The organism is Methylobacterium sp. E-046, assembly GCF_022829625.1.
Taxonomy (GTDB): domain Bacteria; phylum Pseudomonadota; class Alphaproteobacteria; order Rhizobiales; family Beijerinckiaceae; genus Methylobacterium; species Methylobacterium longum.
The window spans coordinates 1-26,994 of record NZ_JAKSYP010000018.1 but is presented as its reverse complement, the minus strand read 5'-3'; the positions used below and the strand labels follow the sequence as shown (position 1 = coordinate 26,994).

Genomic DNA, 26,994 nt, shown 5'->3' with positions numbered 1-26,994 from the left:
TCGTGCTCGACAACAAGACCAGCGCGATCCTGCCCTGGCACAGGACCGGCTACGTGTTCATCAAGCGCGAGAGCCAGGACGCCGTCGCCTGGGTGTCGCTGGGCGGCGTCACCTCGCCCGTCACCACCGCAAACCGCTGAGACGTGTCGGACGCTTCCGCTTAACCGAGTGCTAACCCTGCGGCGCCACTCTGTCCCGCGACGGAGTGCCTGATCGATGCCACGAGCCCGCCCCCTGTCGCCGGCCCTGCTTGTCGCGGCGCTGCTGGTCGCCGGTGCCGCGGGGCCGGCCAGGGCCGCCAGCGAGACCGAGAGCCGCCATGCCGTCTGGCGCGATTGCCTCCGCCGGAACTTCGGGATCCAGGCCGCGCTGACGGAGCGGGATCTGGCCGCCGACGCCGCCTTCCAGGCCTGCCGCAGCGCCGAGGAGAACTATCTCAGCGCCCTCTCGGGCTCGCCGCTCCTCGACGACGAGGATGTGGCCCGTGCCCGGCCGCTCCTCGCCGGCCGCATCCGGGCTTGGCTGGTCGGCAGCCGCGGCTGAGCCGAGGCGCCCGCATCCGCGGCCCCGCGCCCTAGATGCCGCAGGCACAACAGCTTCGCACGTTCGCGATCCGCGCCTCGGGAGTCCCGTAGACCGGGTCCGTCGTCCCGAAAGCGCGCCAATGCTTGATCCACTGCCGGACGTAGTGCGGGCTGTTCGGCGCGACCGCCAGGGCGTGCGCGGCCCAGCAATCGGCCAGCTTTTTGGTCCTCTTATGCAGGGCGAGGGATCCATATTCATGGACGATGTAGAAGTGGCTGGCGTCGGAGACTTGTGAGTCGACGAGGGCTGCGCGCGCTGGACAGATATATATACCGTCCGGCGCCACCGTGGCGACGGTCCCGCCGGTCGCCGCGCAGTTTATCGTCCGCGGAATGTCCAGCATGCCACCGGAAGGTCTCCATTGGGCGAAAGCTATTGATGTCGACGATAGGATTAATGCTGATGCGGCGTACATTAGATTCGTGATAAACATGGGATTCTGCCGAATCTGTTCTCAGAAAAGCTTTGTACCATGCTTGTCGCGTCCCGATATACGGGATGGCGCCCTCGACCCATGCCGCGGCCGATGCCGCGCCCGAAGCCGGCGCGCGCCGGGCCTCCATCGATGGCGGGCGGCCGCCGCCGTCAGCCCTTGAGGCGGGCCTTGATCCGCTGGATCAGCCCGTCGCGGACATCGCGATAGGCGTCGAGGCGCTGCTCGCGGGAGGCGTCCTGCAGCAGGGTCGGATCGGGCGTCGGCCAGTATTCGACGTCCGCCGCGAGCGTGTGCGTCAGGGCCAGCGCCCGGTGGTGCGCCTCGGGCGCGAGGGTGATGATCAGGTCGAAGTTCAGGCCCTCCCAATCCTCGAGCTGCTCGATGGTACGGGGGCGATGCCGGCTCGCGTCGATGCCGACCTCGTCCAGCGCCGCGATCATGAACGGGTCGGTGGGCTCCCCGGAGCGCACCCCGGCCGATTGCACGTAGGTCGACTTGCCGAAATAGGCGCGCGCGATCGCCTCCGCGGCCACGGAGCGCACGGCATTGTAGTTGCACATGAACAGGACGGACTGGACCCGCCGCTTCTTCGGAGTGGGCTCGGGAACGGGTTCAGCCATCGCCGGTCGGCGCGGAAGGCGCCCTAGCCCTTCCAGTGCAGGGCGAAGATCAGGGTGAACAGGCGGCGCGCCGTGTCGTGGTCGAGGTCGACTTTGCCGTCCAGGCGCTGCTTCAGCGTCTCGGAGGCCTCGTTGTGCAGGCCGCGCCGGCCCATGTCGATCGCCTCGATCTGCGACGGGGAGGCGGTGCGAATCGCGTTGTAGTAGCTCTCGCAGATCATCTCGTAGTCGCGGATCACCCGCCGGAACGGGGTCAGCGACAGCAGGTGCGTCATCACCGGCTCGCCATCCACGCTGGTGATGGCGAAGGACAGCTTGTTCTCGACGAGGCCCAGCTTCAGCGCGTAGGGGCCCTCCCGGCCGGGGATCGCGAAGGCATTGTCCTCCAGGATGTCGAACAGGGCGATCGCCCGCTCGTGCTCCTGATCCGGATTGCCGCGGGCGATGGACGCCTCGTCCAGGCTCACCTTCGCGAGGCGGTTCGGCCCGCGCTGCTTCTCCGCCATCCCCAAAACCTCACAGGTTCAACCGGATCGCGACGGAGCGGGCGTGCCCCTCCAAGCCCTCGGACCGGCCGAGGTTTATCGCCGCCGGACCGAGCGCCCGCAAGCTCTCCGGCGTGCAGGCGAGAATCGTCGTCCGTTTCATGAAATCGAGCACCCCGAGCCCGGAGGAAAACCGGGCGGACCGGGCGGTGGGCAGGACGTGATTGGGACCGCCCACGTAGTCTCCGATCGCCTCGGGCGTGTGCGAGCCGAGGAAGATCGCCCCGGCATTGCGCACCTTGCCGGCGAGCGCCTCCGCGTCCTCCGTCTCGATCTCCAAGTGCTCGGGGGCGAGGCGGTCGACCAGCGGCACCGCCTCGTCGAGGGTCCGCACCTGCACGATGGCGCCGTAATCCCGCCAGCTCGCCCGGGCGATCTCCTGGCGCGGAAGGGTAGTGAGGGCGCGCTCCACCGCGCTCTCGGCGGCGCCCGCCAGCTCGGCGCTGTCGGTGATCAGGATCGCCTGGGCTGCCACGTCGTGCTCCGCCTGGGCCAGGAGATCGGCGGCGATCCAGTCCGGGTTGGCATGGCCGTCGGCCAGGATCAGCACCTCCGAGGGGCCCGCGATCATGTCGATCCCGACCTGCCCGAAGACCCGGCGCTTGGCCGCCGCCACCCAGGCATTGCCGGGACCCACGATCTTGGCCACCGGCGCGATCGTGTCCGTGCCGTAGGCCAGCGCCGCCACGGCCTGGGCGCCGCCCACGCGATAGACCTCGTGCACGCCCGCGAGCTGCGCGGCGGCCAGGACCAGCGGGTTCATCTGGCCGTCTGGGGTGGGCACCACCATGACGACACGCGGAACCCCGGCGACGCGGGCCGGGAGCGCGTTCATCAGCACCGAGGAGGGATAGCTGGCGGTGCCGCCCGGAACGTAGAGGCCGACCGATTCCAGCGCCGTCCAGCGCCAGCCGGCGGTGACCCCGAGGGCGTCGGTGGCCCGGTGATCCGTCGGACGCTGGGCTCGGTGGAAGGCTTCGATCCGCTCGGCGGCGAGGCGCAGGGCCTCCAGGGAATCGGGCGGGCAGGCGTTCACCGCCGCGGCGATCTCCGCGTCGCTGACCCGGAGCTGCGCCGCGGAGAAGTCGGCGCCGAGCCGGTCGAAGCGCTGCGTGAACGCCACCAGGGCGGCGTCGCCGCGGGCAACGACGTCGGCGATGATGCCGCGCACCGCCTCATCCACGTCCTCGGCGATCTCGCGCTTGACCGTGAGCAGGCGTGCGAAGTCGGCGGCAAAATTCGGATCGCTGCTGTCGAGCCGGACCATCGGGAAGCCTTCTGTCTCGCGTCAGGCCGCCGGGCCGGCGACCGTGTCGGTGTCCATGTCGTGGCCGGGGCGGGTCGCCGACTCCCAGACCGGGCCCAGATCCTTCATCCGCACCTCGATGCACTCGACCTCGAGCCGGAGGGCTGCGCCGCCGGAGAAGACGAAGTCGATATACCCGGAGGGCGCATCCGTCGGCTCGAAGGTGAGGGCGAGCAGGCTCATGGGCGTGGTGTCACCCGGCGTCAGCCCGCGGCTCTTCACCCCCAGGACGCGCTCGACATGCAGGCCGGTGAGCCGCCGCCGGGGCGGGGCCTCCGGCGTCCAGTCGAAGCGCCGCGCGGCCATGAGGAAGCGCTGCTCGCCGGCCAGGTAGGTCAGGTCCTCGGGCCGCACAATCGCGTCCTGCAGGTGGGCTGAGATCACGGTCAGGTCCTCGATGTCGAGGGCGGCGAGCCTGAGCAGCTCCATGCAGTGGATCCTCGGGAATACGGGGCGCGGGGCGGCGAGGGGCCCCGCGGCAGGGCGTAGGTAGCGGCGCGGCCCCGTTCGGGCAACGGCAGACCGGGGGATCCTCTTGTCGGACAGGCTCCGGGCGCGCTCCGGGCACGCTCCAGGCTCGGCCCAGCGCCGCCGCATAGAAGCGGCGGGGGCAAGGTCGAGGCAGGATCGAGGATGTCCCAACACACGAAGCAGGCGGTTCTAACGGTTCTGGCGATGCTGGCGGCTGCGCCCGTGGACGCGCAGGTCGGCCCGGGGGCGGGTTCCTACATCTGTGGCCGTCCCGGGCCGGAGCGGGATGCCTACGATCCGCCGCCTGGTGGTCGCCCCCCGCCCGCGCCGGCGGATGACGGCTACGGTTGGCGGCCTCTCCCGCCACCTCCGCCGCCCTTCGCGGACGGGGATGACCGGCCGCCGCCGCGCTGGCGTGGCGAGGGCGACCGTCAGCGAAGCGACAGTGTCTGCGTGACCGCCCGCGGCACGTGCCTGACCCGCGCCGCTCCGCCCGACGCGCCCTGCAGCTGCGAGATCCCCGGCTTCGGCTACAAGCGCGGGCGGATCGAGGACTGAGCGCGTCGATCGTCGCGCATGATCGTCCGGGCGTGGCCCGCCTCGGCGGCCGCATCCGGGCGGCCCCGCGGGCTCGACCCGAAGATCGAGCACGCCGGCATCCGGGAGCGTCAGAACGCGTGCGTGCCGTCCGGGCTGATCCTGGTGGGCGCATACCGGCGCGCCGAACAGGTCCGCCCCTGGGATCGGGATCCGGGTCGTCCGCGTCGGCCGCGCGCGGACGGCGATCACGGCTGGACGACGGCGGCCCGGACTCCACCGGTCGTCCGGGCCACCCGCCGGCCGCTCAGGCCCGGACGCGCTCGATCTGCGCGCCGCAGCGGTCGAGCTTGGCCTCGAGCGCCTCGAAGCCGCGATCGAGGTGGTAGACCCGGTTGATCTGGGTCTCGCCCTCGGCGGCCAGACCCGCGATCACCAGGGAGACGGAGGCGCGCAGGTCGGTGGCCATCACGGGCGCGCCCTTGAGCCGGTCCACGCCCTCGACGATGGCGAGGTCGCCCTCCAGCCTGATCTTCGCGCCGAGGCGCGCCAGCTCCTGCACGTGCATGAACCGGTTCTCGAAGATCGTCTCGCGGATGTGCGACTGACCCTTGGCCAGCGTCATCAGCGCCATGAACTGCGCCTGCAGGTCGGTGGGGAAGCCCGGGAACGGATCGGTGGTGACATCCACCGCCGCGATGCCGGCGCCGTTGCGCCGCACGCGGATCCCGCCCTCGACCTGGGTGATCTCGGCGCCGGTGGTCGACAGGACGTCGAGGGCCGAGTGCAGCAGCTCCGCCCGGGTGTCCTTGAGGACCACGTCGCCGCCCGCCATCGCCACCGCCATGGCGTAGGTGCCGGTCTCGATCCGGTCCGGGAGCACCGCGTGGCGGGCGCCGTTCAGCCGGGCCACGCCCTCGATCTCGATGCGCGGGGTGCCGGCGCCGCGGATCTTGGCGCCCATTTTGTTCAGGCACTCGGCGAGGTCGACCACCTCCGGCTCGCGGGCGGCGTTCTCGATCACCGTCGTCCCGTACGCGAGGGCGGCGGCCATCAGCGCCACGTGCGTGCCGCCGACCGTCACCTTCGGGAAGGCGATCTCGGCGCCGCGCAGGCCGTTCTTGGTGCGGGCCACCACGTAGCCGGCGTCGATCTCGATCTCGGCCCCGAGCCGCTCCAGGGCCATGATCAGCAGGTCCACCGGCCGGGTGCCGATGGCGCAGCCGCCGGGCAGGGAGACCTTGGCCTCGCCGAACCGGGCGAGCAGCGGCGCGATCACCCAGAAGCTCGCCCGCATGGTCGAGACGAGGTCGTACGGCGCGGTGGTGTCGATCACGTTGGAGGCGGTGAGCCGGATGGTCTGCCCGGTCTCGGTGGTCTGACCGGGGCGCTTGCCCACCACCATGTGGTCGACGCCGTGGTTCCCGAGGATCCGGGTCAGCGCGGCGATATCGGCGAGCCGCGGCACGTTGATCAGTTCGAGCGTCTCGCCGGTGAGCAGGCTGGCGATCATCAGCGGCAGCGCCGCGTTCTTGGCGCCGGAGATCGGTATCACGCCGTTGAGCGGGGTGCCGCCGGTGATGTGGATGCGGTCCATGTTGTATCCTCGGGCGGCGCACCCCGGGGCGCGCGGCCGTATTGCTCGCGGGCGCCGTCGCCCCCAGGCTTGGCCGTCGCCTATAGACCGGATTTGTCGGAATCAGGACCGCCCTGACCGGCTCCTTTTTCGCGGGACGGATCCGCGTCCGGCGTCTGATCCTCCGCGCGCCGGCGGCCCTGAGCCTTGCGCCGGCGCAGATTCTCGCGGAGCGCGGCCTTCAACCGGGCCGCGCGCTGGTCTTTCGCCTCCGTCACCGCGCGACCCTTCGTCGCCGGACAGTCGTGGAGCGCCCGCCTGCGGCCAAAGCGCCGCGCCTGCCTGTTCGCGATGGTCGATGCATGGGGGGCGGCAAGACCTGCAGAGGCGTTCGGGCCGGTCGGGAGCCATGACGCTAGCGGCTTTTTCCAGGCCTCTCAACGGATGCAACGCAGCGATGCCAGAACCTTACCTTGAACCAGTTCCAGATCCGCGCGTATCTTCCGGCTCTCACGCGAAGGACTAGGACCGAGGCCGGACCTCGATCGCGGGACATCGGTGCCAGACGGGCGCCACCCGCACGGCCGAACACGCGAAGGACGCTCGATGACCGTCACCCGGATGCCCAGCACGATGCTCGCCCAAGCGGGATCGACGCGCGCCGGTTCTGGCTACGAGCGCTACTTCCGCGGCGCCCTCGACCAGCTGCACGGCGAGCGCCGCTACCGCGTCTTCGCCGATATCGAGCGCATCTCCGGGCGCTTCCCCACGGCGAAGTGGCGCCAGCCGGACGGCAAGACCGCCGAGATCACCGTGTGGTGTTCCAACGACTATCTCGGCATGGGCCAGCACAAGGAGGTGGTGGCCGCCATGACGGAGACCGTCGCCCGCTGCGGCGTCGGCGCGGGCGGCACCCGCAACATCGCCGGCAACAACTCGCCGCTCGTCGATCTGGAGCGCGAGCTCGCCGACCTGCACGGCAAGGAAGCCGGCCTCGTCTTCACCTCGGGCTACGTGTCGAACCAAGCCGGCATCTCGACGATCGCCAAGCTGATCCCGGATTGCCTGATCCTGTCCGACGCCTTCAATCACAACTCGATGATCGAGGGCGTGCGCCATTCGGGCTGCGCGAAGAAGATCTTCCGGCACAACGACCTCCGGCACTTGGAGGAGCTGCTTCAGGAGGCCGGCGACCGGCCGAAGCTGATCGTATTCGAGTCTGTCTACTCGATGGACGGCGACGTGGCGCCGATCGGCGCGATCTGCGACCTCGCCGACCGCTACGGGGCCATGACCTACCTGGACGAGGTCCATGCCGTCGGCCTCTACGGCGCGCGGGGCGGCGGCATCGCCGAGCGCGACGGGGTGATGCACCGGGTCGACGTGATCGAGGGGACGCTCGCCAAAGGCTTCGGCTGCGTCGGCGGCTACATCACCGCCTCGGCGGCGATCTGCGACGCGGTGCGCAGCTTCGCGCCGGGTTTCATCTTCACGACGGCCCTGCCGCCCGCGGTGGCGGCTGCCGCCCGCGCCTCGGTGCGCTACCTCAAGCGCTCCGGCGTCGAGCGGGCGGCGCACCAGCGGCAGGCGGCGGCCACCAAGGCGGCGCTGACGGAAGCGGGCCTGCCGGTCCTGGATACGGAAACCCACATCGTGCCGGTGATGGTCGGCGATGCCGAGCTGTGCAAGGCGGCCGCCGACCACCTGCTGGAGCACCACGCCATCTACATCCAGCCGATCAACTACCCGACCGTGCCGCGCGGCACCGAGCGCCTGCGGATCACGCCCTCGCCGTTCCACGATGCCGGGCACATCGCTAGGCTCGCCGCGGCCCTCTCCGAGACTTGGCAGGCGCTGGACCTGCCCCGGGCCGGAACGGTGTTCGTCGAGGCGGCGGAGTAGGGTCCCGCGACGGGCCGTCGGAAACCCGGCCGTCTTCGCGCGGAGCGAGGGCGGAGGGTTCATCGCCCAGCCACGCCAGGCGTTTGGCCGAGCGCCGTTGCGGTGCGAGGGCCACGCGCACCGCTCCCATGTCCCGTGCCCGTCTCGTCTTTTCCGGCGCAGGCCTGTAACCACGGCGCCAACCCTGTCCTGCGAAAAGTCCGACCATGATCTCCTCCCCGCTCATGACCGTGATGGTCGATGCCGTGCGCAAGGCCGCCCGCGGCCTGCGCCGCGACTTCGGCGAGGTCGAGAATCTCCAGGTCTCGCGGAAGGGTCCCGGGGACTTCGTCTCGGCCGCCGACCGCAAGGCCGAGGAGGTGGTGCGCGACGCCCTGATGAAGGCGCGTCCGGGCTACAGCCTCGTGCTGGAGGAGAACGGGATCATCGAGGGCTCCGACAAGAGCCATACCTGGCACGTCGATCCCCTCGACGGCACCTCGAACTTCCTGCACGGCGTGCCGCATTTCGCGGTCTCCGTGGGGCTTGAGCGCGAGGGCCAGATCGTGGCCGGGGTGATCTTCGATCCGATCAAGGATGAACTGTTCGTCGCCGAACGTGGCAAGGGCGCCTACCTCAACAACCGGCGGCTGCGCGTCTCGGGCCGTCAAGACATGGCCGACGCGCTCGTGGGCTACGGCACGCCCTATCTCGGTCGCGGCAGCCATCCACGCCTGCTGCGCGAACTCGGTGCCGTGATGGCGGTGGCCGGCGGCACCCGCCGGATGGGCTCTGCGGCCCTCGACATGGCCTACGTCGCCTGCGGACGACTCGACGCCTACTGGGAGCGCGACCTCCAGACCTACGATTTCGCCGCCGGCGTGATCCTGGTGCGCGAGGCGGGCGGCTTCGTGACCTCGGCGGACGGCGCGGCCGAGCCGCTGGCTCCCCGCTCGGTGGCCTGCGGCAACGAGGGGCTGCACCGGGAGCTCGTCGGCATCCTCAAGAAGGTGCAGGCGGCCTGAGCCGCCGCGAACTGGTCAGAGCGCCGGGCTTCTGCTTTAAGCGCCCGTCCTCCACGGGAAGGCCTGTACGCATGGAAGCCCGCCGCCACGTCGCGCTGAAGGAGTCGATCCGCTCGATTCCCGATTACCCGAAGCCCGGCATCATCTTCCGCGACATCACCACGCTGCTGAGCGACCCGCGGGCGTTCCGCCGGGCGGTCGACGCGCTGGTGCATCCCTATGCCGGCGGCCAGATCCAACAAGTGGCCGGCATCGAGGCGCGGGGCTTCATCCTGGGCGGGGCCATCGCCCACCAGCTGTCCTGCGGCTTCGTGCCGATCCGCAAGAAGGGCAAGCTGCCCCACACGACCGTCTCGATGGCCTACGCCCTCGAATACGGTACCGACGAGATCGAGATCCACGTCGATGCGGTCCGGCCCGGCGACAAGGTTCTGCTGGTCGACGACCTGATCGCCACCGGCGGCACCGCCACCGCGGCCGTGAACCTGCTGCAGAAGATCGGCGCCGAGATCGTGGCCGCCTGCTTCGTCATCGACCTGCCCGAGATCGGCGGGGCGCAGCGCCTGCGCGACATGGGCGTCGAGGTGCGCGCGCTCATGCAGTTCGAGGGACATTGAGACCGTCGAAACGTTGACTTCGCGGGACCCATCCGCCATAAGCCCGCCACTCGCGACGTGGCGCCCCGCATGGGCGCCCTTCGTGTTTGCAGACAACCAAGGACGCGTGAAGGTCGGGTGCGGCATCAGCCGCCCGCGAGCGCGCCTCGACCTTTGAAGGCTCTGGGCCATGAAGAGAACCTACCAGCCGAGCAAGCTCGTCCGTAAGCGCCGCCACGGCTTCCGTGCGCGCATGGCCACCGCCGGTGGCCGCAAGGTGATCGCGCGCCGTCGCGCCCACGGCCGCAAGCGCCTGTCGGCCTGAGGCCGACTTCACCCCCGCGGGCGCGGTGCCGATGAGGCCGCCGCGCGGCGGGGCATGGATTGGCCGGGATCGAACCATCGATGGCGACGATCGAGCGGCTCAGGAAGCGACCCGATTTCCTGGCGGCGGCCGAGGGGCGCCGATTCCATACGGACCGCCTGACCGCGCAGGGTCGCCTGCGGGACCCGAGCGGTGGTCCGGGCCTTCGGCTCGGCTTCACCATCACCAAGCGGGTCGGTCAGGCGCCAGAGCGCAACCGCATCCGGCGTCGCTTGCGCGCGGCCGTCACGTTGGTCGCCGCTGACATTCCCGATGCGCTCGCGAGCCTGCCGGCCGATATCGTGCTGATCGCCCGTCGCCCGGCGCTGGACGCCGCTTTCGAGATCTTGGCGGACGACCTGCGCCGCGCATTGTCCGTGGTGACGCGTCCGGCCGCCCCCAGGCCGTCCGGCAGCGCCCGGGGCGATCGAACCGCCGGGCGGTCTGGCGGCCGGCGGTCCAAGACCACACCTCCTCCGACGACCCTATCTCCTCCGCGCGAGGCGGGCGCAGCTTCCGGGCAGCCCGCCCCGTCCGGCGAGGCCGACATGGCTTCGTCGCACGGGCGCGACAGAGATTCCCGAATCACAGGCGCGCGCGGGTCCGACCGGGCCGGTGCCGCGCCTGATGCCACTCCGAACGCGTGCGGCGGTGTCCCTGATGGGCAATGACAAGACGAACATGTTCGTGGCCATCGGCCTGTCGCTGCTGGTGCTGCTCGGCTGGCAGTACTTCGTGGCCGGCCCGCGCATGGAGCAGCAGCGCCAGATCGAAGCGCAGAACAAGGCCGCGCAGCAGCAACAGCAGCCCCCGGGGGTGACGCCGGACGGCGTGCCGTCCCCGTCGCCCAAGGAAGGCGGGCCGGCCGCTCCCGCGCCCGGCACCGTACCGGGACAGGCCGGCCCGGTCTCCCGCGAGGCGGCCCTCGCGCGCTCGCCGCGCATCCGCATCGATACGCCGGCGCTCACCGGCTCGATCGCCTTGAAGGGTGGCCGCGTCGACGACGTGTCGCTCAAGGGCTACCACGAGACCGTGGATCCGAAGAGCCCGGAGATCGTGCTGTTCTCGCCGGCCGGCAGCGAGACGCCCTACTACGCCGAGTTCGGCTGGGTCGGCGCCAACGCCGGGCCGCTGCCCAACAACGACACGCTCTGGACCGGCGAGGGCGCGACCCTGTCGCCCGGCAAGCCCGTGACCCTCACCTGGGACAACGGTGCCGGACTCGTCTTCAATCGCGTGATCGCGGTCGACGACAAGTACATGTTCACCGTCCGTGACGAGGTCGAGAACAAGGGCTCGGGTGCCCTGACGCTCTATCCCTACAGCCTCGTCTCCCGCTGGGGTAAGCCGCACACCCAGGGCTACTACGTCCTGCACGAGGGCATGATCGGCTACCTCGGCAACGATGGATTGCAGGAATTCACCTACGACAAGCTCGCCAAGGAGGGCGCCTACGGGGGCGCCAGCACCAAGGGGAAGGCCTGGACCGGCGTGACCGGCGGCTTCGTCGGCATCACCGACAAGTACTGGGCGGCGGCGGCGATCCCCGATCAGGACACGCCCTACACGGGCGCCTTCACCGACCGGACCGACGGCACCACCAACGTCTACCAGGCGAGCGTGCGCGGCGACGCCGTGAACCTCGCGGCCGGCGCCTCGGCCACCGCGACCCAGCGGCTGTTCGCCGGCGCCAAGGAAGTGAACCTGATCAACAACTACGAGAAGGACCTCGGCATCAAGCACTTCGATCTGATGATCGATTGGGGCTGGTTCTTCTTCATCACCAAGCCGATGTTCCGGGCACTGGACTTCTTCTACCACCTGTTCGGCAATTTCGGCGTCTCGATCCTGGTCGTCACCTTCTGCCTGAAGCTGCTGTTCCTGCCGATCGCCAACCGGTCGTACGTGTCCATGGCCAAGATGAAGGCCGTGCAGCCCGAGATGGCCGCCATCCGCGAGCGCTACAAGGATGACCGCCTGAAGGCGCAGCAGGCCACGATGGAGCTGTACAAGAAGGAGAAGATCAATCCGGTCGCCGGCTGCTGGCCGGTCCTGATCCAGATCCCGGTCTTCTTCGCGCTCTACAAGGTGCTGTTCATCACCATCGAGATGCGCCACGCGCCGTTCTTCGGCTGGATCCACGATCTGGCGGCGCCCGATCCGACGAGTGTCGTCAACCTGTTCGGCCTGCTGCCCTTCCCGGCGCCCGACTTCGTCCATCTGGGCGTGTGGCCGCTGATCATGGGCGTGACCATGTTCGTGCAGATGAAGATGAACCCCGCGCCGCCGGACCCGGTCCAGGCGCAGATCTTCACCTTCATGCCGATCGTGTTCACCTTCATGCTGGGCTCGTTCCCGGCGGGCCTCGTGATCTACTGGGCCTGGAACAACACGCTGTCGGTGATCCAGCAATACGTCATCATGCGGCGCAACGGCGTGAAGGTGGAGCTGTGGGACAACCTGCGCACCACGTTCCGGCGCGGCAGCGGCACCAAGGCAGCTGCCACGAAGAGCTGACGGGCGGGATTGCCGTGACAGAGAACGACGATGACGCGGCCGGCCTCGTGGAGGCCGGCCGTCTCCTGTTCGCCGGCGCCGCGGATTTCTACGCGGCCGCCCAGACCCTTGACCGCCTGCCGCCCATGGAGGGCGTCGAGATCGCCTTCGCGGGCCGCTCGAACGTCGGCAAGTCGAGCCTGATCAATGCCCTCACGGGCCGCAACACCCTGGCGCGAACCTCGCACACGCCGGGTCGGACGCAGCAGCTCAACTTCTTCCGGATCGGCGAGCGCCTGTCGCTCGTCGACATGCCGGGCTACGGCTACGCCGCCGTCGAGAAGGCGAAGGTCGAGGCCTGGACCCGGCTGATCCATGCCTACCTCAAGGGGCGTTCCAGTCTCGCCCGGGTGTTCATGCTGATCGACGCCCGCCACGGCTTCAAGTCGATCGACACCGACGTGCTCGACGGTCTCGACAAGGCGGCGGTCAGCTATCAGGTGGTGCTCACCAAGGGCGATTCCCTCAAGAAGGGCGAGGTCGCGAGCCGCATCGCCGGGATCGAGGCGGGTCTCGCCAAGCGCCCGGCTGCCTTTCCGCAGGTGATCCTGACCTCGAGCCGTGACGACAGCGGCGTGCCGGAGCTGCGGGCGGCGATCGCCAAGCTCCTGGTGGAGCGCGGCGCGTGAGGGTTTCCGGCGTCGACCGCGCGCTCGCGGCGCTCGCCTGCCTTGCCGGGCTGCTCGGCGTCGCGCTGAGCGCGGCCGCCGCGCATGTTCCCGGCGCGGATTCGCTCAAGACGGCGGCGCAGTTCCTGCTGTTCCATGCCCCCGCCATCCTGGCCCTGGTCGGCCTCGGAACCGCGGGTTTCGCCCGGAGCAATCTGGCCCGCGTTGCGGCGGGGCTGCTGGTGCTCGGGCTGATCCTGTTCTGCGGCGACCTCTCGGCGCGCACGTGGCTCCAGCAGCCGCTCTTCCCGATGGCGGCGCCGTCCGGCGGGTTCGCCCTGATGGGCGGCTGGCTCGCCGGGATCCTGTGCGCATGGGTGCCTGCGCGGCGTGGCTGAGCCTCAGCGCGCCCGGACCTGCAGGAATTCCATCGGGGGGCCCTCCGCGTCCGAGAAGACGCCGGCGGTGAGCGCGCCGCCGTAGACTGCGGCGGTGTCGAGGTTGGTGCGGAACCGGCACAGTTCCGGGCGGCCGCTCCGCTGCGGCGTGTGGCCGTGGACCACGTGCCGGCCGAAATCGTGCTCCCCCTCCAGGAACGGCTCGCGGATCCAGAGGCGGTCGTGCGGATCCGACGCGTGCGCCTCCGTGCCGGGTCGCAGGCCGGCATGCACGTACCAGCGGGCGTGATCCCCGTGCAGCGTCGGCAGGGCCTCGATCCAGTCGAGGGTATCCCGGGGGATGCCGGCGATGTCCCGCGCGCCGAACGAATCCATCGTGGCTTCGCCGCCGTTGTACATCCAGTGCGCGGCGGCCGAGGGGGTCTGGATCGCGTCCAGCAGCATGCGCTCGTGATTGCCCATCAGGCAGGTCACGCGGTCCGGCTCGGCCCAGTTGAGGCGGCTGACCGTGCGCAGCACCGCGGCGCTGTCGGGGCCCCGGTCGATGTAGTCGCCCAGGAACACGAGCTTGTGAGGGCGATCCCCCGCATGGGCGGCGATCTGATCCAGCAGCCTGTCGAGCAGGATTGCGCAGCCGTGGATATCGCCGATCGCGTAGGTGAGGGGGGTCGAGTCCATGCCCCATCGTCCACCGCGGCGCGCCACTCCGCAAGGCTGCGCGCGGCGACGATCGCGATGCGGCTGCGCGGGCACGGGCGCGCCCGTCAACTCCCGGCTGCAGCTGTGCCGAGTTCCCTCAACCCGTCGTGACCCGCGCGTAGCGGCCGTCGTAGCGACCGGCCCGGATCTGCGCGAGCACCTCCGTCTCGCGGGCAGTCTGCGCGCGCACGGCTTCCAGCAGCCGGGGGGCAATATCGGGCGCGAAGGTCACGACGCCGTCCGAATCGCCGACGACCACGTCGCCCGGGTTCACCGTCCAGCCGCCGACGCAGACCGGCACGTTGATCGCGCCCGGGCCGGACTTGAAGGGACCCCGCGGCGTCGCCGCCCGGGCGTAGCAGGGGAAGTCGGCGTCCGCGAAGGCGTCGGTGTCGCGCACGGCGCCGTCGATCACGAAGCCTGCCACGCCCCGGCTCTCGGCGATCGCCTTCATGATGTCGCCGACGAGCGCCCGAGACGTGTCGCCTGCGCCGTCGACGACGATCACGTCGCCGGGGCGGACCTCCTCCAAGGCCTGGTGGATGGCGAGATTGTCGCCCGCGCGTACCCGTACGGTGATGGCGGTTCCGAGAAGACCTCCGCGCCGATGGAACGCGCGCAGGCCGGAGAGGACCGGCATGCGGTCGAGGCAATCGCTGATCGTCGCGGTCGGCACAGCGCGGAATGCCGCCAGCAAATCGGCATCGACGCTCGGCGGCGCGGGGTCGCGCGTGATGGCAGTCATCGGCTTGGATCACTCCCTGCGACGAGGCCGCCGGGCTTTGGTGCCGCGGCGCGTCGGGAGATCCTGCCTCAGGACGGGCGCCCTGTCGCGGGTGCGCGTGTCAGCGTTCCCCAGCCGACATCGGCCCGGAGCCGCTCGTGGCGAGCTTGCGGCGGGCATCGGCCTGGCCGCTCGTGTCACCGAAATACTTCGCCGAGTCGCCCAGCTGCACCGCCGGCTGGCAGTTCGGCGTGCACGAGAAAGACTCCCGGTCGAGGCCGCGCTGTACCGTGATGGTCGAGTCCCGGGATGCCTCGACCCGGATCATCGTCTCGGCGACCATCGCTCCGGCATTGTCCAGGGCGATGAGATTGGTCGAGCCGAAGCTCTTGCCGGTGAGTACGAGTACGCCGTTCTTCTGCGGCGTCACCTCGGCGATGATGGGATTGCCGACGATGACGGTCGACGTCCGTTCCGGCAGGCGAATGATCTTGGCATTGTCGACCAAGATGGTCACCACCGGCAGGGACTCGGGCTGGCCGGCAGCCGCCGTGGCGCCCATCAGCAGGAGGATGAGGCCGGCTCGGCCCGCCTTCGACAAGGTGCGGCGCATCGGAGATCCTCGAGGGGAGGCGGAGGGTGCACGGAACACCGCTCCGCACCGGGGCATACGCCGGAACGGTGAAGGAAGCGCTAAGCGGGCGGGCGCCACCCGCCCGACATGCATCGTCGAAACGCAACTTTCACCAAGCGGGCAGCCGGCCGACCCGGGGCAGCGATCCAAGTTCGATTTAACCGATTTTCAAGGCGTAATAGGCAGTCTGTGCATGCCGCCGATCGAGACCTGAAACTCCTCATCGGTCATTGAGCAAGTTTAGCTGCACTGTGTTGATCGAAGGATCGCTCCTCATGAAGACCCTGTTCAAGCGTTTTGCCTCTGACGAGTCCGGCGCCACCGCCATCGAGTACGGCATGATCGCTGCCTTGATCGCCGTCGCCATCATCGCGACGCTCAAGACTGTCGGCACCAGCCTCACCGCCAAGTTCACCCAGATCTCCAACAACCTGAACTGATTGCGTTCTGACGGCCACGATCTGCGGCAGGTCTGAGGCCTCTCCGTCCGCACCGAGCGGACGGGGAGCCTCGACCGGCCGGCACGGCCGTTAGCCGGGACATGGACCGCCCCTTCGGAGGGGCGCAACCCGGTGTCAGACTCGCAGGATCCCGCAACGGCAGGTTAGGCCCGAACATGGTCGGCTCGGCAATGGCAAGCTCAGGATTGACGAGCCTCGGCGTCGCGAGCTTCGGGTTGCTGATCCTGTTCCCGTTCCTGATGGCCTACGCCGCGGCGAGCGACCTCCTGACGATGCTGATCCCGAACCGGATCTCCCTGGCACTCGTGGCAGGGTTCGTGATCGTCGCCGCGACCGGTCCGATGAGCTGGGCCGAGATCGGCTACCACCTCGGTGCGGGGGCGGCGGTCCTCGCGGTCACCTTCACGCTGTTCGCCTTCGGCGTCATCGGCGGGGGCGATGCCAAGCTGGCGGCCGCAACGGCCCTGTGGCTCGGCCTGGACGGGCTCGGAGACTACCTGCTGGTGGCCTCGATCTTCGGCGGGGCCTTGACCCTCGCGATCTTGTTCGCGCGATCGCACCCCCTGCCTCACCGGATCGCGCGCATGCCCTTCGCCCTGCATCTGCACGACGCCAAGACCGGGGTGCCCTACGGCATTGCCCTCGCCGGCGCGGCCCTTCTCGTGCTGCCCGAGACCGAGCTCTGGATCCGGGCCATCGCCGGCTAGGACGCGGGTCGCGGAGGCGCGCCGGGTCTGCCCAGGTGAGTCCCCGGGGGCGGTCCCGCCGTTCGGGCTGAGGCCCCGAGCCGAGGGTGGCCCGACGGCCGGCCGTGAAGACACCGTCTCCCTGGATGTGTCCCCAGGCCGGCGCGCGTGCTGCCCCGACCGATCACGCGAAGCACGAGCCTACGACGGGTGCTGATCATGCCGGCCGACTTTCATCCCGTGCGGGCGCGCCTCTGGTTGCTGATCCTGACCGTGGCCGTCCTCACCGCCGCCTGGATGCGGGCGGCGGGCGTTGCGCTCGATGCCGCAGGCGCGGTCCTCCCCGCTCTGACTTGTGCGGGCCTCGAGGGCCTGGCGACGTTCTACAGCACGCGGCGTCTCGAACCGCGCTTCGCGGTCAGCCTGTCGAGCCTCGCGCAGGTCATCGCCTTCAGCGCCTGCGCGGCTCTCCTGTCCTACGCGGTGGCGGCAACGGGGGGCCCGCTCTGGGATGGGACTTTCCGGGCCGTCGACCAATCCCTCGGTCTCGACTGGCTGGCCTACCTGAACGGCTTCAACGACCATCCGTGGATCGGCTTCGCCCTGTCTCTGGCCTATCAGAGCCTGATGACCCAGCTGATCGTGGTGGTCATCGTGCTCGGACTCGGCGGGCATCTGCGTGCCGTCCCGGAGTTCGTGCTGGCCTTCATGCTCGCGGGCCTGACCACGGTGCTGATCTCAGCCTTCATGCCCGCGGCGGAGGTGTTCGTGCATCTCCAGTTGCGGCCCGAGGATTTCCCCGGCGCGAACGGTTCCGCCGCCTACCTTCACTTCTCGCACCTGACCGGTCTGCGCGACGGCACGCTCCGCAGCATTTCCCTCGATCAGCTCGAGGGCATCATCACCTTCCCGAGCTTCCACGCGGCGCTCGGCGTTCTGTTCGCCCGCTATCTATGGATATGCCGCGTCACGCGCTGGCCCGGCCTCGCCCTGAACGCGATGCTGGTCGCCGCGACACCGATCGACGGTGGTCACTACTTCATCGATGTCGGCGCGGGCGCCCTGATCGCGGTCGGGGCGATCGTGATCGCGCACCGCCTCGTTCGACCGTCGCGAGGCGACAGCGAATTGGTCTCCCCGGTCTGGTCGGAATCGGGCGCGGACGGCATGGTCACCCGCTGGACGTGAGGCGATTTTCCCGCCTGGCGGACGTTTCATCGCCGGCTTCATCCGCCCGCGAATGCCCTCAGGGGGCCCGCCGCCGCCGTGTGCGGATTCCGCGGATCGGGATCTGGAGCGCCGCTGTCAGCTTAGCTAGAAGTTCGGCATGATCCTCGCGCTCCTGCGTCGCCCTGATCCAGACCACCTCGAGGTCCAGCACGAGGGCTCGAGTTTCCGCGTCGCGCTTCGCCGCCGCCCGACCGCGCGCCGCATCACGCTGCGGGTCTCGGCCGCCACCGGCGAGGTGGTGATCACGCTTCCGAGCCGCACCGCCGTGAACACCGCGCAGCGCTTTGCGGCGACTCACTCGGCCTGGATCGCCGCGCGGTTGGCGCGCCTGCCCGCGCGTGTCGGGTTCGAGCCGGAGGCGCGCGTGCCCCTGCGCGGCGTGCCGCACCGCGTCCGCCTGCGCGACACCCGCAGCGGCGCGGTGCGCATCGAGCACGACGGCGAGGAGGCGGCGATCTCCGTGGCGTGCGATCCGGCTCATGTCGCGCGTCGGATCCGCGACTTCCTCGTGCGGGAGGCACGGCGCGACCTCCTGGAGGCCGTCGAACGCTATGCGGAGCGGCTGGGCGAGCGGCCGGCCCGCATCACCCTGCGCGACACCCGCAGCCGGTGGGGATCCTGCACCGCCCGCGGGGAGCTGAACTTCTCCTGGCGGCTGATCCTGGCGCCCCCGGTGGTGCTCGACTACCTCGTCGCCCACGAGATGGCGCATCTGCGCGAGATGAACCACTCGCCCCGGTTCTGGGCGCTCCTGCACGACCTCTGCCCAGCGGTGGATACCGCGGAAGCCTGGCTCAAGCGCAGCGGCGCCGGCCTGCACCGCTACGGGTGAGCGAGAGGCGGCCTGCCGTCAGCTGCCGTCAGCCCTTGGCGCGCAGCACCCGCTGGCGGGTGAGGGCATCGGCCGGCCAGCTCGGCCGCGGATCGACCTCTCCGGGCGCGAGGGTGCGCGGTGCGACGCCGTCGCAGACCTCGCGCTGGCGGATGATGACCGGGTTGCCGAACTCGTCGCGTCGGCGGACCAAGCCGCCTTCCCGGCAGTAGCCCGCGATCGCGGCCTGCCCGTTGCGGCGGCCATACGGGTTCGCGGCCACGGGCGGATGCTCGATCACGAGGGTGCTGCTGTGGTTGAGCGAGCGCTCGACGTAGGTGGTCTCGCCGACCGGCAGGGACTGGGCCCCGGCCTGCGCGAGGGTGGCCATCAAACAGGCGGCCGAGAGAGCGAACGGGCGCATCACGAGTTCAGGATCCGGCGCTGGAGGACTGACCGTGACTTATCTAGGCCGGGAGATGCCGCGCGGATAGCGCTGTGGGGCAACACCGCGCGCATCGCTTGACAGCGCGGGGGCGCCCATGGTCGGAACACCCCCGATTGTACGGCTCCCGCCGGTCCACGGCCGGAGCGTTCCGAAGGGATCGGTGGTGCCGCTTCACGCGAGGCTCGTTCGTTTCCGGCGTGCTGCCCGGCGCGTCGCGCTGCCGGTCTGTCTCGCCGTCGTCGCCGCGGCGCTCTCGCCCGCGGGGCCTGCCGCGGCCCAGGGCACGGTGCGGAAAACCTTCGACGACTGGCAATTGCGCTGCGAGACGCCGGCCGGCGCCAAGGCGGAGCAATGTGCGCTGGTTCAGTACCTCGCCGCCGAGGATCGCCCGAACCTGACCCTCGTGGTGATCGTCCTGAAGACGGCCGACAACCGCGGCTACCTGTTGCGCGTCGTGGCGCCGCTGGGCGTGCTCCTGCCGTCGGGCCTCGGTCTGAAGATCGACCAGACCGATATCGGCCGCGCCGGATTCGTGCGCTGCCTCACCACCGGCTGCGTGGCCGAGGTGGTGATGGACGACGGCCTCGTCCGGCAGTTCAAGGGCGGTTCGCAGGCGACCTTCATCGTGTTCCAGACGCCCGAGGAAGGCGTCGGCATCCCGCTGTCGATGAAAGGTTTCGCGGCCGGGTTCGACAGCCTGAAATGACGATGCCGCTCGGGAGCCCTGCGATGATCGGGATTCGGGATCACTCTCCGGCGACGTTCTCGAACGCAGCGGGGGGGCCGACGGCGTGCTTGGGCGCCGTACGCAGCCTCGTGCTGGCCGCCGGTTTGGCCGCCTCGCTGGGCGCGGCACCGGCCCGAGCGCAGGAGGGCAATATCCTCTCCAATCTCTTCAAGTTCGTCGGCACGACGGTGCCGCCGTCGCAGCCCGAGAGCCTCGATCCGGCTTATTGCCCACCCGTCGAGATCGCCGAGGGCGCCGCTGCGACGCGTATTCTCGCCGGTGGTACGGTGCGCACCCAGTTCTCCCTCGCCCGGCTCGCCCGGGAATGCGCGCGCCGTCAGGACGGTTCGATCACCGTGAAGGTGGGCGTCGAGGTCAACGTCCTCCTGGGGCCCGCCGGCGCGCCCGGCCGGTTTGACGTCCCGGTCACGTTCCAGATCCGTCACGAGGGCAAGGTGGTCACGAGCCGCGTCGAGCGTGCGAGCGTGGTCGTCGGGTCCGGTGAGGCGCAGGGCTTCGCCACCATCGTCGCCGACGAGCTACTGGTCCCGGCGGCCGTGACCACCGACTACGATATCGCCGTGGGCGTCGGCGTCAGCAAGGCTGCGGGCGCAAAGCCCGCCTCGAAGCCGCGCCGCCGGAAGCCGGCTGTCGCAGAGGCTCCGGCCGGCGGAGGCGACGCTGCCCAGTGACGCGGCGGCGCAGCTCGTCGATCCGGTTCCCCTGACCGAAGCAACCGGCCGCGGACGATTCCGGCTCCGGCTCGGGCGCGAGACGCGCTTCCGCCTGGAGCCGACGGACGACCCGGTCTTCGGTCGCCGCCTCGTGCTCTCGGACTGCCGGCCCGGCTGGATCGTGCTGAGCTACGGGGGTAAGCCCCTGGCGGCCCGCCGCCCGATCCTGCGGATCCTGCGCGGACCCGAACGCGCGCCGGAGGACTTCGTTCTCCCGGGTGCGTCCCAGGGTGTCGCGCACTGGCTGGGACTCATCCCCCCCGACGCGTGGGAGATCCGCCTGTGCGCCGGTCCCGACTTCGTCCTGAACCGCGTCGGGATACGACGCGAGGTCGACGTGCTCGCGCAGTGCCTTTTGACCCGGCCGTTGCGCTTCGTGGGGGCGTTTTACGATCGAGTCCGGGGTTCGGAGCGGCGCTACCGCGACACGCTGCGGGGCGCCTGCGCGGTGACCCCGATGGGGCAATTCCCGTCCTGGGCCGCGTCCCGGACGCGGCCGGCCCGCCTCCCGCCCACGGACCTGCGGATCCGCTGCCTCATCCCCGCACGGCCGGATGACGCGATCGCCCTGGCGGCGACGCTCTACGGGATCCGGGCACAGACGCATCGCGCGGTAGGCGCCTGCGTCGCCTGGGAGGGCGGGCCGCCGGACGCACCGGACGCGCGTGCCGTTCACCGGACCTGGAACGGGCCTGTGTCGCCGGTCGAGCTGGTCGCTGATGCCGACGCGCTCTGCCTGCTGCGACCGGGCGACGTCCTTGAACCGGACGCGCTGGCCCTGCTGGCGCAGGCGATTTCGGGCGCTGACCTCGCCTACGGTGATGCGCTCGGATCCGACGGCAGGCCGCAGCTGAAGCCGGACTGGAGCCCGGACCTTGCCCTGGCGACGGGCTACGCGGGACGCCCCCTGCTCGCATCGCGCGCCTTCCTCGCCGCGTCGGGGCCGGCGGCGATCGGCCCACAGCAGGAGGCGCTTCTCGCCCTCGAAGTCGCCGCGATCGCGGCCGGCGCGTCGGTGGTCCACGTGCCGCGCATTCTCGCCCGCACCGTGGAAGATCCCCTCGACCGGACTGCACGGGCGCGCGCCCTCGACGGGCGGCTGCGAGCCTCCGGCGTTCCGGTCCGGTGCGCGCTTCGTGGGGACGCCATCCGGCTAGACTGGCCGCTGCCGCAACCGGTGCCGAAGGTCAGTATCGTGATTCCCTCGCGCGACCGGCTCGACCTGATCGCGCGCGTCTGTCGCGGCGTCCTCCACGAGACGGCCTACGAACCCGTCGAGTTGCTCATCGTCGACAACGGCTCGACGGATGCGAAGGTGCTGTCCTTTTACGAGGACCTGCGCGGCGACCCGCGCGTCCGTATCCGCATCGATCCGCAGCCCTTCAACTTCGCCGCGATGGTCAATGCCGGCGTCGCGGCGGCTTCGGGCACCGTCGTCGTGCTGCTCAACAACGATGTGGCGGTGCTGGAGCCGGGCTGGCTTGAGGCCATGGTCCGTCAAGCCTGCCGGCCCGAGGTGGGCGCCGTGGGTGCGAAGCTCCTCTACGACGACGGCACGCTGCAGCATGCCGGCGTCGTGGTCGGCCTCGGCGGCCGGGCGGGCCACATCCTGCGCCGCCGGCCGGGCGACACGCCGGGTCATCTGGGGCGGCTGCAGGTGGCGCACGAGGTCTCGGCCGTCACGGCCGCCTGTCTCGCCGTATCGCGCGAGAAGTACCTCGCGGTGGGCGGTTTCGATGCCGAGACGTTCCCAGTCGACTTCAACGACGTCGATTTCTGCCTGCGGCTCGGCGCGGCCGGGTGGAAGACCGTCTGGACGCCGGATGCGACCCTCGCGCATCTCGAATCCGTCAGCCGTGGTCCCTCGGTCGGTGCCAAGCGTGCCCGCTTCGAGCAGGAGGCCGGTCGCTTCTCGGATCGCTGGCGGGACGTGATCCGCTACGATCCGTTCTATCATCCGGCCCTGTCGCTCACGACCTTCGGCGAGGATCTCGAATGACGCCCGGATCGGGCGCGGAGGACGGCCTGTATCTCGGCTCCGCGCGACGAACCTGGCGCGGGCTGGTCCAGGCGGCGCGCCGCGTGTTCAGCCGACCGGGCGAGGCCGCCGCGGTCTTCCGGGCCCGGCTGACCGGCAAGCGGCTGCGCGCCCGGCAGAAGGGTGCGGCGCTGGTCGGGATCGATCACCGGCTCACGCTTCCGGCCCGCAGCCTCGACCGCTTCGCGCCCGCCGCCGACGAACCGGGCCCCGGCATCCGCGTGATCGGCGACGGGCACCTCGTAGCCGGTGCTTCCGAGCGGATCAGCGCGGCTTTCGCGGCCGATCCCGATCTCCACGCCGTGTACGGCGACGCGCTGGTCCAGGATCGGCCGGGCGGCCCGGTCCTGCCGCTGCTGCCGCCGGCCTACGATGCCGACCGGCTCGCCGCGTTCGACTATCTCGGCCCGATCCTGGCCTGTCGGCGCACCTCCCTGGATGCCGAGGCCGATCCGGCCGGCCCGGCCGAGGCGGCCTTTCTGATCGCCGAGCGGTACGGCGCGCGCTCCGTCGGCCACCTGCCCGGGATCCTGGCGCTCCGTCGCGCGGTGAGAAAGGGCTCCGCGCAGCCGGGCGGCGAGGGGAGGCCGGGCCGCCACCGGCGGGTGGTGCGCGGCCATCTCGACCGGGTGGGGCGCTCCGATGTCCGCGTCGCCCTCACGCCGGATGGTCTCGTGCGGGTGGAGTATCCGCTCCCCGATCCGCTTCCCCTGGCCAGCATCATCATCCCGACCCGGGACCGGCTCGACCTCCTCCGTCCGTGCCTCGACAGCCTTCGGCGCTGCACCGATTGGCCTTCCATCGAGATCCTGGTCTGCGACAACGACAGTCGCGAGCCGGAAACCCTGGCCTATCTGCGTGCCCTGGAAGGGGAGGGGAGGGGGCACGTCGTGTCCTGTCCCGGGCCGTTCAACTTCGCCGCCATGAACAACGCGGCCGCGGCCCGCTCCCGCGGCAGGCTCTTGGTCTTCGTCAACAACGACGTCGAGGCATTCCGGTCCGACTGGCTCACGCTCATGGCCCGGGAAGCCCTCCGCCCGGATGTCGGGGCCGTGGGCGCCAAGCTCCTCGACGGCGAAGGGCGGATCCAGCACGGCGGCATCGTGCTCGGCACCGGCGGCCTCGTCACCCACGGGCATCGCCATTTCCCGGGCGACGCCCCCGGGTATCTCGCGGCCTTGCGCGTCACGCACGCCGTCTCGGCGGTCACGGCCGCCTGCTTGGTCGTCGAGGCGGACAAGTTCCGGGCGATCGGCGGCTTCGACGAAGCGGTCTTCGCCGTCGACTTCAACGACGTCGATCTCTGCCTGCGCCTCAGCGCGGCCGGCTACCGCACGCTGCTCGTCCCCGAAGCGGTCCTTCACCACCGCGAGGCGGCGAGCCGCCGCTGGTCAACGGAGGCCCGTACCCGGCACGAGCGCGAGATCGCGGGGCTGAAAAAGCGATGGGGGTCGCTGCTGGTGCAGGACCCCCATTATCATCCCGGGTTCGATCCGGACCTCTCGACCCACGCGCGGCTGCGCTCGAGGTTCTCGGAGGCCGGGCGGGGAGCGTTGCGCCGCCCGCTCGGTTGAACGGTACCTACTGGACGAGGCGCGGCCCGCCGCCCTGGACCTTCTCGTTCTCCGACATGATGCCGAGTCGCTTGGCCACCTCCGTGTAGGCCTCGATCAGGCCGCCGAGGTCCTTGCGGAACCGGTCCTTGTCGAGCTTGTCCGACGACTTGATGTCCCAGAGCCGGCAGGAATCCGGGGAGATCTCGTCCGCCACCACGATCCGCATCATGTCGCCCTCCCAGAGGCGGCCGGTCTCTATCTTGAAGTCGACGAGCCGGATGCCGACGCCGAGGAAGAGGCCGGACAGGAAGTCGTTGACGCGGATCGCCAGCGCCATGATGTCGTCGATCTCCTGGGGCGTCGCCCAGCCGAAGGCGGTGATGTGTTCCTCGGAGACCATCGGGTCGTTCAAGGCATCGTTCTTGTAGTAGAATTCGATGATCGAGCGCGGCAGCTGCGTGCCTTCCTCCAGGCCGAGGCGGGTGGCCAGGGATCCGGCCGCGACGTTGCGCACCACCACCTCGAGGGGGATGATCTCGACCTCGCGGATGAGCTGCTCGCGCATGTTCAGCCGGCGGATGAAGTGCGTCGGCACGCCGATGTCGTTGAGGTGCTGGAAGACGAACTCGGAGATCCGGTTGTTCAGCACGCCCTTGCCGTCGATGACCTCGTGCTTCTTCGCGTTGAAGGCCGTCGCATCATCCTTGAAGTGCTGGATGAGCGTGCCGGGCTCCGGCCCTTCGTAGAGGACCTTCGCCTTGCCCTCGTAGATGCGACGGCGGCGGTTCATAGGCGTGTACCGTGGTTTGAGGAAGTCCATGGGCCGAGGCTCCTGATGCGCGACGATTGGGAGGAATCCGCGGCGCGGCGACCGGACGCGAGGTCGGGCAGCCGGACGGCCTCTGCCCGAGGGCCCCGGCGACCGGCGGCCAAACTAGCCGAACCGGGCTTCCAGCACAACGCGTTAGCCCGCGGGGCGGGATTGCGCGGGCCGGTCCGCACGTGCCGGGAACGGGCCGGGCGGCTCGTTTGCCGACCGGGACCGACCTGTCGCGCGATCCCTCACGCCACCGTCTTCGACGGATACCGGCAGAGATCGGCGATGAGGCAGCGCGGGCATTCGGGCTTGCGCGCCTTGCAGGTGTAGCGGCCGTGCAGGATCAGCCAGTGATGGGCGTGCAGCCGGTAGGGCTCCGGCATGATCGCCTCCAGGCCGGCCTGGACCTTGTCGGTGGTCGCGCCGACGAACAGCGGAATCCGGTTCGAGACCCGGAAGATATGGGTATCGACGGCGATCCGCGGAACGCCGAAGGCGATGTTCAGCACGACGCTGGCGGTCTTGGCGCCGACTCCGGGCAGGACCTGAAGTGCTTCCAGGCTCGCCGGCACCGTGCCGTCGTGCTCCGCCACGAGGATGCGCGACAGCGCCACGACGTTCTTCGCCTTGGTGTTGAACAGCCCGATCGTGCGGACGTAGTCGCGGACCCGCTCCTCCCCGAGCGCCAGCATCTTCTCTGGGGTGTCGGCGACGGCGAAGAGCGGGCCGGTGGCGAGGTTGACGCCGCGGTCGGTCGCCTGGGCCGAGAGCACGACGGCGACGAGGAGCGTGAACGGGTTGACGTAATGGAGCTCGCCCTTCGGCTCCGGCTCCGCCGCGTGGAAGCGGCGGAAGATCTCGGCCAGGGTCGCGGGGTCGACCGCAGCGGGCGATGTCTCCACCCGCGCTGTCACGATGGGCTCGATCGTCCCGCCCGGGCGGGACGGGGGCCTGCGTCTGCCCCGGCCCGTCAGGCCGCCGGCGGCGCGATCCGTCACGGGTGGGGGAGTCTTTCTGGCGGGCATCGCCGCGTTATATGGATCGCATGGCGAGCGGCAATCCTTCCGTCCATCCGTATGGGCTCGATCCGGACACGATCGACCGCCCCGTCTTCACGGCGACGATCCGGCCGCACCAATCCTTGAGCCGGCGCGGCTTCCGGGTGGTGATGGCCGGCTGCTGCGCGGTCTCGCTCACCGTCTCGATCTGGGCGTGGCGGATGGGGTTCTGGCCGGTGGCCGGCTTCTTCGGCCTCGACATGCTGGCGATCTACGCGGCTCTGAAAGTGAGCTTCCGCCGCGGGCGCTCCTTCGAAGAGGTGATGATTTCGCAGATCGAAATCCTCCTCGCCCGCGTCAGTCATCAGGGCGAGCGGCGCGAGTGGCGGTTCAATCCGCTCTGGACGAAGATCGAGACCGTGGAGGACGACGAGTACGGCCTCCAGCGCCTGACGCTGGTGTCCCGCCGGCAGCAGGCCCTCGTCGCTCGGGATGCGGGACCCGACGAGCGAGCCCGGATCGCCTCCGGGCTGACGGCCGCGCTCGCGCAGGTGAAGAAGGGCTACTGACGTGCCCGCGTCGGACGGCCCAGCGATCCCTTCACAGCGCGTCACACGCCTGTCGCGACCCTGCGACAGAAAAAACGCTTCGCACCGCAGCAAGCCTGTTGACGGGTCGGAGCGGTGGATCTATACCCCGGTTCATCGGCGCCGGCCGCGGAAGTGGACCGGGCGCTGAGCCATCTTCTGACAAGCGGCGGGACTGGCCGGCGAAGTAGCCGGTTGATCCTCTGTTTGCCTGTGATGAGCCCCGGGGTTCCGGGGTGTTCTTTGACAAGTTGGATTGAGGAAGGGAGACGCGGGCGGCGTTTGTCCTTGCGGCCAAGCTTTAGGGCTTGGCGTGAGAGACTTGTGCCGATCTGTTGTT

32 protein-coding genes are annotated in these 26,994 nt (G+C 70.1%); 20 read left to right on the top strand and 12 right to left on the bottom strand.

From position 1 onward, the window contains the following. Both MKK82_RS00495 and MKK82_RS00490 read left to right on the top strand, forming a co-directional pair. The coding region (locus tag MKK82_RS00495; RefSeq protein WP_243984232.1) for a transglutaminase-like cysteine peptidase at positions 1–140 on the top strand (140 nt) is incomplete at its 5' end. 76 nt (positions 141–216) lie between these two features. Continuing rightward, positions 217–543, top strand: coding sequence for a hypothetical protein (locus MKK82_RS00490; RefSeq protein ID WP_238292891.1), 327 nt, complete (start codon positions 217–219; stop codon positions 541–543). A gap of 31 nt (positions 544–574) precedes the next feature. Here MKK82_RS00490 and MKK82_RS00485 read toward each other — a convergent pair whose 3' ends face one another. The 5 genes from MKK82_RS00485 to MKK82_RS00465 all read right to left on the bottom strand — a co-directional run bounded on the left by MKK82_RS00485 (position 575) and on the right by MKK82_RS00465 (position 3,921). Beyond that, positions 575–928 carry a hypothetical protein gene (locus MKK82_RS00485; RefSeq protein ID WP_243984231.1) on the bottom strand — a complete coding sequence of 118 codons (354 nt, stop codon included), beginning with the start codon at positions 926–928 and terminating at the stop codon, positions 575–577. 242 nt (positions 929–1,170) lie between these two features. Beyond that, on the bottom strand, positions 1,171–1,641 hold the full coding sequence (locus MKK82_RS00480) for a low molecular weight phosphatase family protein (RefSeq protein ID WP_238292887.1): 471 nt from the start codon (positions 1,639–1,641) through the stop codon (positions 1,171–1,173). 23 nt (positions 1,642–1,664) lie between these two features. Next, the gene (locus MKK82_RS00475) at positions 1,665–2,147 is read right to left on the bottom strand and encodes a UPF0262 family protein (RefSeq protein ID WP_238292885.1); all 483 of its coding nucleotides are present in this window, start codon (positions 2,145–2,147) and stop codon (positions 1,665–1,667) included. A gap of 10 nt (positions 2,148–2,157) precedes the next feature. Beyond that, entirely contained in the window at positions 2,158–3,453 is a 1,296-nt protein-coding gene (hisD, locus tag MKK82_RS00470) for a histidinol dehydrogenase (protein ID WP_238292882.1), read from the bottom strand. A gap of 21 nt (positions 3,454–3,474) precedes the next feature. After that, complete coding sequence (locus MKK82_RS00465; RefSeq protein ID WP_238292880.1) at positions 3,475–3,921, bottom strand: DUF2948 family protein; 447 nt, start codon at positions 3,919–3,921, stop codon at positions 3,475–3,477. A gap of 204 nt (positions 3,922–4,125) precedes the next feature. On the opposite strand from MKK82_RS00465, the gene MKK82_RS00460 reads away from it, so the two are divergent. Continuing rightward, positions 4,126–4,521, top strand: coding sequence for a hypothetical protein (locus MKK82_RS00460; protein WP_238292878.1), 396 nt, complete (start codon positions 4,126–4,128; stop codon positions 4,519–4,521). A 286-nt stretch (positions 4,522–4,807) separates the two neighbouring features. Here the strand turns inward: MKK82_RS00460 and murA are convergent, their stop codons facing one another. Beyond that, positions 4,808–6,097: a UDP-N-acetylglucosamine 1-carboxyvinyltransferase gene (gene murA / locus MKK82_RS00455; RefSeq protein ID WP_243984229.1), complete on the bottom strand. Its 1,290-nt coding sequence runs from the start codon at positions 6,095–6,097 to the stop codon at positions 4,808–4,810. Positions 6,098–6,709: 612 nt separating this feature from the next. Here murA and hemA point away from each other — a divergent pair. The 8 genes from hemA (at position 6,710) to MKK82_RS00415 (ending at position 13,504) form a co-directional block, all read left to right on the top strand. Beyond that, complete coding sequence (hemA, locus tag MKK82_RS00450) at positions 6,710–7,978, top strand: 5-aminolevulinate synthase (protein ID WP_373323400.1); 1,269 nt, start codon at positions 6,710–6,712, stop codon at positions 7,976–7,978. 206 nt (positions 7,979–8,184) lie between these two features. After that, on the top strand, positions 8,185–8,982 hold the full coding sequence (locus MKK82_RS00445) for an inositol monophosphatase family protein (protein WP_238292872.1): 798 nt from the start codon (positions 8,185–8,187) through the stop codon (positions 8,980–8,982). 71 nt (positions 8,983–9,053) lie between these two features. Next, positions 9,054–9,599, top strand: coding sequence for an adenine phosphoribosyltransferase (locus tag MKK82_RS00440; RefSeq protein WP_238292870.1), 546 nt, complete (start codon positions 9,054–9,056; stop codon positions 9,597–9,599). A 169-nt stretch (positions 9,600–9,768) separates the two neighbouring features. Next, complete coding sequence (gene rpmH, locus MKK82_RS00435) at positions 9,769–9,903, top strand: 50S ribosomal protein L34 (RefSeq protein WP_007558110.1); 135 nt, start codon at positions 9,769–9,771, stop codon at positions 9,901–9,903. Positions 9,904–9,983: 80 nt separating this feature from the next. After that, entirely contained in the window at positions 9,984–10,613 is a 630-nt protein-coding gene (gene rnpA / locus MKK82_RS00430; protein ID WP_238292868.1) for a ribonuclease P protein component, read from the top strand. After that, positions 10,603–12,459, top strand: coding sequence for a membrane protein insertase YidC (yidC, locus tag MKK82_RS00425; RefSeq protein ID WP_238292866.1), 1,857 nt, complete (start codon positions 10,603–10,605; stop codon positions 12,457–12,459). The genes rnpA and yidC overlap by 11 nt, the downstream gene beginning before the upstream one ends. Positions 12,460–12,473: 14 nt before the next feature. Continuing rightward, a complete protein-coding gene (gene yihA, locus MKK82_RS00420) occupies positions 12,474–13,127 on the top strand; it encodes a ribosome biogenesis GTP-binding protein YihA/YsxC (RefSeq protein ID WP_238292863.1) in 654 nt (217 codons plus the stop codon). Next, the gene (locus tag MKK82_RS00415) at positions 13,124–13,504 is read left to right on the top strand and encodes a DUF423 domain-containing protein (protein ID WP_238292862.1); all 381 of its coding nucleotides are present in this window, start codon (positions 13,124–13,126) and stop codon (positions 13,502–13,504) included. The genes yihA and MKK82_RS00415 overlap by 4 nt, the downstream gene beginning before the upstream one ends. 3 nt (positions 13,505–13,507) lie before the next feature. Here the strand turns inward: MKK82_RS00415 and MKK82_RS00410 are convergent, their stop codons facing one another. From MKK82_RS00410 to MKK82_RS00400, 3 genes are all read right to left on the bottom strand, one after another. Beyond that, positions 13,508–14,182, bottom strand: coding sequence for a metallophosphoesterase family protein (locus MKK82_RS00410; RefSeq protein ID WP_243984228.1), 675 nt, complete (start codon positions 14,180–14,182; stop codon positions 13,508–13,510). Between the two features lie 118 nt (positions 14,183–14,300). Next, on the bottom strand, positions 14,301–14,948 hold the full coding sequence (locus MKK82_RS00405) for an RraA family protein (protein ID WP_238292858.1): 648 nt from the start codon (positions 14,946–14,948) through the stop codon (positions 14,301–14,303). Positions 14,949–15,048: 100 nt separating this feature from the next. After that, positions 15,049–15,540: a pilus assembly protein N-terminal domain-containing protein gene (locus MKK82_RS00400; RefSeq protein WP_238292856.1), complete on the bottom strand. Its 492-nt coding sequence runs from the start codon at positions 15,538–15,540 to the stop codon at positions 15,049–15,051. Between the two features lie 296 nt (positions 15,541–15,836). On the opposite strand from MKK82_RS00400, the gene MKK82_RS00395 reads away from it, so the two are divergent. The 4 genes from MKK82_RS00395 to MKK82_RS00380 all read left to right on the top strand — a co-directional run bounded on the left by MKK82_RS00395 (position 15,837) and on the right by MKK82_RS00380 (position 18,770). Further along, on the top strand, positions 15,837–16,001 hold the full coding sequence (locus MKK82_RS00395; protein ID WP_238292854.1) for a Flp family type IVb pilin: 165 nt from the start codon (positions 15,837–15,839) through the stop codon (positions 15,999–16,001). Between the two features lie 176 nt (positions 16,002–16,177). Beyond that, entirely contained in the window at positions 16,178–16,729 is a 552-nt protein-coding gene (locus MKK82_RS00390; RefSeq protein WP_238292852.1) for a prepilin peptidase, read from the top strand. A 198-nt stretch (positions 16,730–16,927) separates the two neighbouring features. After that, on the top strand, positions 16,928–17,896 hold the full coding sequence (locus tag MKK82_RS00385; RefSeq protein WP_238292849.1) for a phosphatase PAP2 family protein: 969 nt from the start codon (positions 16,928–16,930) through the stop codon (positions 17,894–17,896). A 139-nt stretch (positions 17,897–18,035) separates the two neighbouring features. Next, positions 18,036–18,770 (top strand): M48 family metallopeptidase, encoded by a 735-nt coding sequence (locus MKK82_RS00380; protein ID WP_243984226.1) that lies wholly within the window; start codon positions 18,036–18,038, stop codon positions 18,768–18,770. A 28-nt stretch (positions 18,771–18,798) separates the two neighbouring features. Here MKK82_RS00380 and MKK82_RS00375 read toward each other — a convergent pair whose 3' ends face one another. Further along, complete coding sequence (locus MKK82_RS00375) at positions 18,799–19,173, bottom strand: hypothetical protein (protein WP_238292842.1); 375 nt, start codon at positions 19,171–19,173, stop codon at positions 18,799–18,801. Between the two features lie 184 nt (positions 19,174–19,357). Here MKK82_RS00375 and MKK82_RS00370 point away from each other — a divergent pair, with 184 nt between their 5' ends. The 4 genes from MKK82_RS00370 (at position 19,358) to MKK82_RS00355 (ending at position 24,270) form a co-directional block, all read left to right on the top strand. Then, on the top strand, positions 19,358–19,903 hold the full coding sequence (locus MKK82_RS00370) for an invasion associated locus B family protein (RefSeq protein WP_238292840.1): 546 nt from the start codon (positions 19,358–19,360) through the stop codon (positions 19,901–19,903). A gap of 89 nt (positions 19,904–19,992) precedes the next feature. After that, positions 19,993–20,616: a hypothetical protein gene (locus MKK82_RS00365; RefSeq protein WP_243984225.1), complete on the top strand. Its 624-nt coding sequence runs from the start codon at positions 19,993–19,995 to the stop codon at positions 20,614–20,616. Positions 20,617–20,749: 133 nt separating this feature from the next. Continuing rightward, complete coding sequence (locus MKK82_RS00360) at positions 20,750–22,657, top strand: glycosyltransferase family 2 protein (RefSeq protein WP_243984223.1); 1,908 nt, start codon at positions 20,750–20,752, stop codon at positions 22,655–22,657. After that, a complete protein-coding gene (locus tag MKK82_RS00355; RefSeq protein WP_243984221.1) occupies positions 22,654–24,270 on the top strand; it encodes a glycosyltransferase in 1,617 nt (538 codons plus the stop codon). The genes MKK82_RS00360 and MKK82_RS00355 overlap by 4 nt, the downstream gene beginning before the upstream one ends. A 7-nt stretch (positions 24,271–24,277) precedes the next feature. Here the strand turns inward: MKK82_RS00355 and purC are convergent, their stop codons facing one another. Continuing rightward, entirely contained in the window at positions 24,278–25,072 is a 795-nt protein-coding gene (gene purC / locus MKK82_RS00350; RefSeq protein ID WP_147855639.1) for a phosphoribosylaminoimidazolesuccinocarboxamide synthase, read from the bottom strand. A 242-nt stretch (positions 25,073–25,314) separates the two neighbouring features. After that, the gene (gene nth / locus MKK82_RS00345) at positions 25,315–26,094 is read right to left on the bottom strand and encodes an endonuclease III (protein ID WP_238292830.1); all 780 of its coding nucleotides are present in this window, start codon (positions 26,092–26,094) and stop codon (positions 25,315–25,317) included. A gap of 20 nt (positions 26,095–26,114) precedes the next feature. Between nth and MKK82_RS00340 the strand changes: the two genes are divergently transcribed. Then, positions 26,115–26,636: a DUF2244 domain-containing protein gene (locus MKK82_RS00340; protein WP_238292828.1), complete on the top strand. Its 522-nt coding sequence runs from the start codon at positions 26,115–26,117 to the stop codon at positions 26,634–26,636. Positions 26,637–26,994 lie beyond the last annotated feature (358 nt).